The sequence below is a fragment of the Corynebacterium sp. genome (assembly GCF_012837295.1).
Taxonomy (GTDB): Bacteria; Actinomycetota; Actinomycetes; order Mycobacteriales; family Mycobacteriaceae; genus Corynebacterium.
Genome location: NZ_DURI01000078.1, coordinates 1 through 7,760 on the forward strand (window position 1 = coordinate 1; position 7,760 = coordinate 7,760).

The following is a 7,760-nucleotide window of genomic DNA, read 5'->3' on the forward strand; positions in this document are numbered from 1 at the left end:
GTCGCCGGGGTCGCCGGCGGTGACCAGGCCCTCGCCGACGAGCACGCAGTCGGCGCCCTGGTCGGCGTAGGCGCGCAGGTCCTCGGGGCCCTTGACGCCGGACTCGGCGACCTTGACCACGTTGTCCGGCAGCATCGGGGCGAGCTTGCCGTAGACGCCCATGTCGACCTCGAGGGTCTTCAGGTTGCGGGCGTTGATGCCCAGGATCTTCGCGCCGGCGGCGACCGCGCGGTCGACCTCCTCCGCGGTGTGGGCCTCCACGAGGGCGTTCATGCCCAGCGACTCGGTGCGGTCGAGCAGGGACTCCAGCGCCGGCTGATCCAGCGCGGAAACCATGAGCAGCACCAGGTCGGCGCCGTGGGCCCGGGCCTCGTGGATCTGGTACGGCGTGACGATGAAGTCCTTGCGCAGCACCGGGATGTCCACCGCGGCGCGCACGGCGTCGAGGTCGGCGAGCGAACCGCGGAAACGGCGCTCCTCGGTGAGGCAGGAGATCACGGCGGCGCCGTTGTCGGCGTACTGCTTGGCCAGCACGGACGGCTCGGGGATGTCCGCCAGGTCGCCCTTCGACGGGGAGGCGCGCTTGACCTCCGCGATCACCTGCACGCCCGGGCGGGACAGCGCGGCCACCGCGTCGAGGGCCGGCGGCGCGTCGAGCGAGCGGGCCTTGATCTCCTCGTAGGAAACCTTCGCCTCGCGGGCGGCCAAATCCTCGCGCACGCCGGCGATGATGTCGTCGAGCACCGTTGCCATGGTCAATCCCCTCGTCGTGGGCCTCCGGGCGCGGTGGCCCGGGAAGCCGCTGAAGTCGGTCGGAACGTCGGAATCGTTTCCGGGTGAATGTTATCGCCCGTCCCGGCGGCCGCCGGGCGCGGGGTCGGTATCGGGATCGGTGTCGGTGGGATCCACGCCAGCGTCGAGCGCGTCCCACAGCACGCGGCCGGACCGGGGCTCGCGGTCCAGATCGTCGCGCACGCGTTCGCGGCGCACCTCGGGGGTCTCGTAGGCCCCGGACCTCCGCTTGGCGACGGTCCCGCCCGGACGTGCGAGCAGCAGCACGCCGCCGAGCACGCCGAGAGCTGCGGCGATGACCGCGGCCACCGGGCCGAGCGAATGGACCTGCAGATCCTGGACCTGGGCCCAGTCGGACACCGTGACCGGCGCGTTGGCGCGCTGCGTCGCCGCACCGGAGGACAAGAGGTCCAGGGCGCGCTGCGGATCGGCGCCGGTAGTGAGCACCTGCAGCGGCGACCACGCGGCCGCGGCGGCGATGACGGCGGCCAGCCCGCCGACGATGCGGCGGCCGATGCCGCCGAGGATCAGCGTCGCGGCGACACCGGCGGCCAACGCCAGCGCCAGCGCCGTGGACTCCGGCGCCCACGTCGCGCCGACGAGGTCGTTGACGGCCTCGCCCGACTTGTCGTCGAACGTGGTCACCGTCAGCCACGCCGCGCGCCCGGCGAGCCACAGGCCCGCCGCCGACAGGAGCATCAGCAGCAGCGCGATGCCGGGCCGCCGGTCGGTCTTCTTCTCGTCCGCCATCCCGTCGGCACCGGCGGCCGCAGCGGCGGTGCCGGCGGTGTCGGGCGTCTCGTGCTTGTCGTCAGTCATCTGCTCCCCCATCTCCCGCGGCATCTCCGGTGGCGTCGCGGATCGTTTCCGCCGCGGCGACCGCGCGCAGCACGGCGGCGGCCTTGTTGCGGGTCTCCGCGTCCTCGGCGTCGGGATCAGAATCGGCGACGATGCCGCCGCCGGCCTGGACGTACACGGTGCCGTTCTTCATCAGGCCGCTGCGGATGGTGATCGCCTGGTCGGTGTTGCCGCGGAAATCGAAGTAGCCGACCGTGCCGCCGTAGACGCCGCGGCGGGTGTCCTCGAGCTCGTCGATGATCGCCAGCGCACTCGGCTTCGGGGCACCGGACAGCGTGCCCGCCGGGAACGTGGCGGCGAAGGCGTCGACGGCGGTCGATTCGTCCGCCAGCATGCCGGTGACCGTGGACACCAGGTGCATGACGTGCGAGTAGCGCTCGATGTGGCGGAAGTCGTGGACCTTCACCGTGCCCGGCTCGCAGACGCGGCCGAGGTCGTTGCGGCCGAGGTCGACGAGCATGAGGTGCTCGCTGTTCTCCTTCTCGTCGGCGAGCAGCTCCTTCTCGAAGAGCAGGTCCGCCTCGACGTCGGCGCCGCGGGGCCGGGTGCCGGCGATCGGGTTGGTGACCACCCGCCGGCCCTGCACCTGCACCAGCGACTCCGGCGAGGACCCGACGATCTGGAAGGCCGTCTCCGACATCGACTCGTCGGGCACGTTGACCAGGAACATGTACGGGCTGGGGTTGGTCATCCGCAGCATGCGGTAGACCTCCAGCGCGGTGGCGTCGGTGTCCATTTCGAAGCGCTGCGACAGCACGATCTGGAATGCGTCGCCGGCGCGGATGTGCTCCTTGCACACCTCGATGCGGCGCATGTGCTCCTCCGGCGTGCGCTGGCGGCGCACTTCCGGTTCGACGAGCTCGACCTCCACCGGCGGCGTCGACAGCGGCGCGGCGAGCTTGGCCAGCATCGCGTCGATGCGCGACACCGCGTCGTCGTAGGCGGCGTCGACGCGCTCGTCGGAGCCGTCCCAGTTGATCTGGTTCGCCACCAGCCAGATCACGCCCTCATGGTGGTCCACCACCGCGAGGTCCTCGACCAGCAGCTGCACCATCTCCGGCACGCCGAGGTCGTCGACGCACGTGTCCGGCAGCTTCCGCTCGATGAAGCGGATGATGTCGTGCCCGAAGTACCCGACCAGGCCGGACGTGAAAGGGGGCACCGAACCGGAGTCGACGGCGGCGTCGTCAAGCGGAAGCTCGCTGTGCAGCAGCCGCAGGGTCTCGCGCAAAGCGTCGAGCGGGTCCCCGCCCTCCGGGGCGCCCTCCGGAGCCGTGCCGATCCAGCGGGCCCGCCCGTCGACGACGGTCAGGGCCGTGCGCGAACCGCAGCCGATCATCGACCAGCGCGACCAGGACTGCCCCACGTCCGCCGACTCCAGCAGGAACGTGCCGGGGCGGTCGGCGGCGAGCTTGCGGTACGCCGACAGGGCGGTCTCGCCGTCGGCCAGCACCCGCCTGATCACGGGCACCACGCGGTGGTCCCGCGCCAGGGCGCGGAAGCGCTCCCGGGAGGTCATCGAGGTTCGCGTAGAGGTTCGCGTCATGCGTCACATCATGCCAAACGCGGATGACGCGGAATGGACGTGGTCCTACAGCAGCGGATCGACGTCGAAACAGGAGTGGGCGCCCGTGTGGCAGGCGGCGCCGGTCTGCTCGACGGTGACCAGGACGGTGTCGTGGTCGCAGTCGAGGGCGACGTGGTGGACCTGCTGGAAGTGCCCCGACGTCATGCCCTTGATCCAGTACTCGCCGCGCGACCGCGACCAGTACGTGCCGCGGCGGGTGCCCAGCGTGTACGCCAGCGCGTGGTCGTCCATCCAGGCGAGCATCAGCACGTCGCCGGTGCCGACTTCCTGCACGATCGCGGGCACCAGCCCCGCGTCGTTGCGCTTGAGGCGGGCGGCCAGGTCGGGGGCCAGGTCCCAGGTGGCCGGGTCGTCGGGGTCCTGCTTGCCGACGGTCAGCGCCGCAGCCGCAGCCGCCGGCACCTCTTCGAAGCCGCTCATCGGCGGACCTCGATGCCGGCGTCGGCCATGGCGTCCTTGACCTCGCCGATGGAGACCTCGCCGAAGTGGAAGATCGAGGCGGCGAGCACGGCGTCGGCGCCGGCCTCGACGGCCGGCGGGAAGTGCTCGGCCGCGCCGGCGCCGCCGGAGGCGATGACCGGCACGTCGACGGCGGCGCGGACCTCGCGCAGCAGCTCCAGGTCGAAGCCGTCCTTCGTGCCGTCGCCGTCCATGGAGTTGAGCAGGATCTCGCCGACGCCGAGCTCCTCGCCGCGGCGCGCCCACTCGACGGCGTCGATGCCCGCGGACTTCGAACCGCCGTGGGTGGTCACCTCGAAACCGGAAGGCTGGGGCTCGCCGCCCTCGGGGACGCGGCGGGCGTCGACGGACAGGACGATGCACTGCGCGCCGAAGCGCTGCGACAGCTCGCGCAGCAGCTCCGGGCGGGCGATCGCGGAGGTGTTGACGCTGACCTTGTCCGCGCCGGCGCGCAGCAGCTGGTCGACGTCCTCGACGCTGCGGACGCCGCCGCCGACGGTCAGAGGAATGAACACCTGCTCGGCGGTGCGGCGCACCACGTCGAGCATCGTGCCGCGGCCGTCCTTGGAGGCGGTGACATCGAGGAAGGTCAGCTCGTCGGCGCCCTCCTCGTTGTAGCGGTGCGCCAGCTCGACCGGGTCGCCGGCGTCGCGGAGGTTCTCGAAATTGACGCCCTTGACCACCCGGCCGTCATTGACGTCCAGGCAGGGGATGACGCGGATGGCGACGGACATGGGTTCTCCTCGGTTGTCGGGTGGAGTTCTGGGTGAGATTGGGGTCTGGGGCGATCGGGGCTATCGGGGAATGGGCGTGGAAGGCGCGGCGCCGGTCACGCCCGGAAGTCCGTGGGCGGCTGGATGCCGCGGACGATGTGGAGCAGGCCCGCGTGGACTTCCTCGGTGCCGGCGAGCACGCCGACGGAGCCGTCGTGCCAGGACTCGCCCCGAAGGTCGGTGACCACGCCGCCGGCTTCGCGGATGAGCAGGACGCCGGCGGCGTTGTCCCACACGTGCGGGGAAAAGGTGACGGTGCCGCCGAAGGACCCGGCCGCGGTGGCGGCGAGATCGACGCCGACGGAGCCGGAGATGCGGATGGTCGGGTACCGGTCCCCCACCGCAGACAGCAGGAGCTGCCGCCAGTCGCGGGGGAAGGTGCCGTCGCGGCGCGCGATGACGGAGCCGAAGGCGATGGACACCGGCCGCCCGGACTTGGGGTCCATGTGGACTTCCCGGCCGTTGACCCGCGTGCCGCCGCCGAGGGTGGCGGTGACGCGGCGGCCGAGCAGCGGCATCGACGCCAGCGCCACGATGGGCTCGCCCTGGTGCAGCAGCGACACGAGAATCGCGCACATGGGGAAACCGGCGGCGTAGTTGGTGGTGCCGTCGATGGGGTCGACGACCCACACGGTCTCCGGGGCCGCGTCGTGGTCACCCCCGGCACCGTACTCCTCGCCGTGGACGGGGAAGCCGGTGAAGTGCAGGAGCAGCTCGCGCAGGCGGCGCTCGATGGCCAGGTCGATTTCCGTGGCGAAGTCGCCGCGGGCCTTGGTCACCAGCGGATCTGCGCCGAGGTTGACGGTGAAGAGGTCCTCGACCTCGTCCACCGCCGCCTCCGCCATCGCCAGCAGGGCCCGGGGTTCCAGATCCGCCATGGTCGCGTGACCTTTCTGCGTCGTCGTCGAACCGGATCGTCGCCGAACCGGATCGGCCCGTGGGCTAGGAGCGCGCGACCGCCAGGGCCTCTTCCAGCGTGAACCGGCCGGCGTACAGCGCCTTGCCGATGATCGCGGAATCCACGCCCTCGCCCACCAGGGTCTTGATGGCCTCGACGTCGGCCAGCGAGCTCACGCCGCCGGAAGCGACGATCGGGGCGTCGGTCGCCGCGGCGACGTCGCGAAGCAGCTCCAGGTTCGGGCCGGCCAGGGTGCCGTCCTTGGAGACGTCGGTGACCACGAAGCGCGAGCAGCCCTCGGAATCGAGGCGCTCCAACACCTCCCACAGGTCGCCGCCGTCGGAGACCCAGCCGCGGCCGCGCAGGCGCCACTCGCCCTCGATCTGGCGGACGTCCAGGCCGATGGCCACGCGATCGCCGTAGCTGCCGATGATCTCCTTGCACCACTCCGGGTTCTCCAGGGCGGCGGTGCCGATGTTGACGCGGCGGCAGCCGGTGGCCAGCGCGGCCTCCAGCGACTCGGTGTCGCGGATGCCGCCGGACAGCTCGACGTCGACGTCCAGCTTGCCCACGACGTCCTTGAGCAGCTCGTAGTTCGAGCCGCGGCCGAAGGCGGCGTCGAGGTCGACGAGGTGGATCCACTCCGCGCCGGCGTTCTGCCAGTTCATCGCGGCGTCGAGCGGCGCACCGTAGTGGGTCTCGGAACCCGCGGCACCCTGGACCAGGCGCACGGCCTGTCCATCGGCGACGTCAACGGCGGGCAGGAGGGTCAAGGTCATGGCGGTGTATCGCTCCCCTGGAGTCGGTGATCGGTGTCGGCCGGCCCGCGGGCCGACCTGAAGTTCCGCTGTGAAGTATAGGCCAGCCCCCGGAAGCGGTGGCCGGGGCGGTCGCGGCCGCCGCGGCCCCCGTCCCGTCGGCGGGTCAGCGCAGGGTGCCGGTCCAGTTGCGCAGCAGCGCCAGGCCCGCGTCCCCGGACTTCTCCGGGTGGAACTGGGTGGCCCACAGCGGGCCGTTTTCCACGGCGGAGACGAAACGGTCGTTTTCGTGGGAGGTCCACGTCACCAGCGGCGCGGCGATGCGGGAATCGACGTCGAGTTCCCACCGGCGGGCGGCGTAGGAGTGCACGAAGTAGAAGCGCTCGTCGTCGATGCCGCGGAACATCTCGGAGTTCTCCGGGGCCTCGACGGTGTTCCACCCCATGTGCGGCAGGATCGCGGCGTCGAGGCGCTCGACGGTGCCCGGCCATTCGCCGCAGCCGGGGGTGCCGACCGCGCGGGCCGAAGGGTCGGCCTCGTCGGCGTGGACGCCTTCGGCGAATTCGACGCCGCGATCGAAGAGCACCTGCATGCCCACGCAGATGCCGAACACGGGGCGGCCGCCGGCCAGCCGGGAGCCGATCAGGCGGGGGCCTTGCACGCGGTGGAGGCCCTCCATGCAGGCGGCGTAGGCGCCGACGCCCGGGACGAGCAGCCCGTCGGCGTTCATGACGGTGTCCGGGTCGGCGGTCACGACGACGTCGACGCCGGTGGAGGCCACGGCGCGCTCGGCGGAGCGCAGGTTGCCGGAGCCGTAGTCGAGGATTGCGACGGTGGTCATGGGGGAATCATAAATGGTCGTTTCCCCATCCCCCGCACGGCCCCGCCGCGCCGTCGACGCGCCGACGCAACGACACGCCTGAGAGATGCTAAGGTTAACGGCAGGTTAACTTCCACTGAACTTCATGCCAAGCATTGCAGGTTGCAAGATCGGCGAACCGCTTTACGACGGGCCGTCGCCAAGCCTGGAACCGCAGAAATCATGAGAAAGGGCCTTCGATGACCAACCCGCTGCTCAACCGCCAGTTCGAGATCGTCCGCGAGGACATGCACCGCCGCTACGGCTCCCTGCATTCCGCCGACCACATCGACGCGCTGGTCGACGCGACCATCGCCGAGCGCACCGCCGCGGCGAAGGTCGAGACCTTCCTGCCCGTCATCGTTGAGCGCATCGTCTCCGAAACCCTGGAAGAGCAGGCCACCGCCGCCGGCGCGAAGGATCCGCGGGCCCGCCGGGAAGTCCTGTACGTCTGCGAGCGCAATGCCGGCCGTTCCCAGCTGGCCTCCGCCATCACCTCGTGGATCGTCGGCGACAAGCTGTTCGTCCGCTCCGTGGGACTGAACCCCGTCGGCGGCATCAACCCGACCGTCCTCGAGGTGCTCGCCGAGCGCGGCATCCCGGCCGATCACCTGTACCAGAAGGAGATCGTCGCCCGCACCGTCCACCGCTCCGACGTCGTGGTGCTCATGGGCGTCGACAAGCGGCCCGACATTCCCGGCGACCGTTACGTCGAGTGGGACATCGCCGACCCGGAGGGTGCCTCCATCGAGCAGGTCCGCACCATCGCCGACGA

At 71.3% G+C, this 7,760-nt stretch carries 9 protein-coding genes; 1 reads left to right on the plus strand and 8 read right to left on the minus strand.

Annotation, left to right across the window (positions count from 1 at the left end):
- The 8 genes from trpC to hisH form a co-directional block, all read right to left on the minus strand.
- The coding region (trpC, locus tag GX015_RS02595; RefSeq protein WP_291342568.1) for an indole-3-glycerol phosphate synthase TrpC at positions 1-753 on the minus strand (753 nt) is incomplete at its 3' end.
- 90 nt (positions 754-843) lie between these two features.
- Positions 844-1,611: a TIGR02234 family membrane protein gene (locus GX015_RS02600; protein ID WP_291342570.1), complete on the minus strand. Its 768-nt coding sequence runs from the start codon at positions 1,609-1,611 to the stop codon at positions 844-846.
- Positions 1,604-3,196 (minus strand): anthranilate synthase component I, encoded by a 1,593-nt coding sequence (locus tag GX015_RS02605; protein WP_291342571.1) that lies wholly within the window; start codon positions 3,194-3,196, stop codon positions 1,604-1,606. The genes GX015_RS02600 and GX015_RS02605 overlap by 8 nt, the downstream gene beginning before the upstream one ends.
- 45 nt (positions 3,197-3,241) lie before the next feature.
- Positions 3,242-3,658: a phosphoribosyl-AMP cyclohydrolase gene (hisI, locus tag GX015_RS02610; protein WP_291342572.1), complete on the minus strand. Its 417-nt coding sequence runs from the start codon at positions 3,656-3,658 to the stop codon at positions 3,242-3,244.
- Positions 3,655-4,431, minus strand: coding sequence for an imidazole glycerol phosphate synthase subunit HisF (hisF, locus tag GX015_RS02615; protein WP_291342573.1), 777 nt, complete (start codon positions 4,429-4,431; stop codon positions 3,655-3,657). The genes hisI and hisF overlap by 4 nt, the downstream gene beginning before the upstream one ends.
- A 95-nt stretch (positions 4,432-4,526) precedes the next feature.
- Positions 4,527-5,348, minus strand: a complete 822-nt coding sequence (locus GX015_RS02620) for an inositol monophosphatase (protein WP_291342575.1) — start codon at positions 5,346-5,348, stop codon at positions 4,527-4,529.
- 64 nt (positions 5,349-5,412) lie between these two features.
- On the minus strand, positions 5,413-6,147 hold the full coding sequence (gene priA / locus GX015_RS02625) for a bifunctional 1-(5-phosphoribosyl)-5-((5-phosphoribosylamino)methylideneamino)imidazole-4-carboxamide isomerase/phosphoribosylanthranilate isomerase PriA (RefSeq protein ID WP_291342576.1): 735 nt from the start codon (positions 6,145-6,147) through the stop codon (positions 5,413-5,415).
- Between the two features lie 145 nt (positions 6,148-6,292).
- Complete coding sequence (gene hisH / locus GX015_RS02630) at positions 6,293-6,967, minus strand: imidazole glycerol phosphate synthase subunit HisH (protein WP_291342578.1); 675 nt, start codon at positions 6,965-6,967, stop codon at positions 6,293-6,295.
- A gap of 218 nt (positions 6,968-7,185) precedes the next feature.
- Here hisH and GX015_RS02635 point away from each other — a divergent pair.
- Positions 7,186-7,760 (plus strand): low molecular weight phosphatase family protein (locus GX015_RS02635; protein WP_291342580.1); only part of this gene is annotated, 575 nt, incomplete at its 3' end.

Coding starts and splice junctions, on each gene's coding strand:
- GX015_RS02600 (WP_291342570.1), bottom strand. CDS start 1,611: ATGACTGACGACAAGCACGAGACGCCCGACACCGCCGGCACCGCCGCT.
- GX015_RS02605 (WP_291342571.1), bottom strand. CDS start 3,196: ATGACGCGAACCTCTACGCGAACCTCGATGACCTCCCGGGAGCGCTTC.
- hisI (WP_291342572.1), bottom strand. CDS start 3,658: ATGAGCGGCTTCGAAGAGGTGCCGGCGGCTGCGGCTGCGGCGCTGACC.
- hisF (WP_291342573.1), bottom strand. CDS start 4,431: ATGTCCGTCGCCATCCGCGTCATCCCCTGCCTGGACGTCAATGACGGC.
- GX015_RS02620 (WP_291342575.1), bottom strand. CDS start 5,348: ATGGCGGATCTGGAACCCCGGGCCCTGCTGGCGATGGCGGAGGCGGCG.
- priA (WP_291342576.1), bottom strand. CDS start 6,147: ATGACCTTGACCCTCCTGCCCGCCGTTGACGTCGCCGATGGACAGGCC.
- hisH (WP_291342578.1), bottom strand. CDS start 6,967: ATGACCACCGTCGCAATCCTCGACTACGGCTCCGGCAACCTGCGCTCC.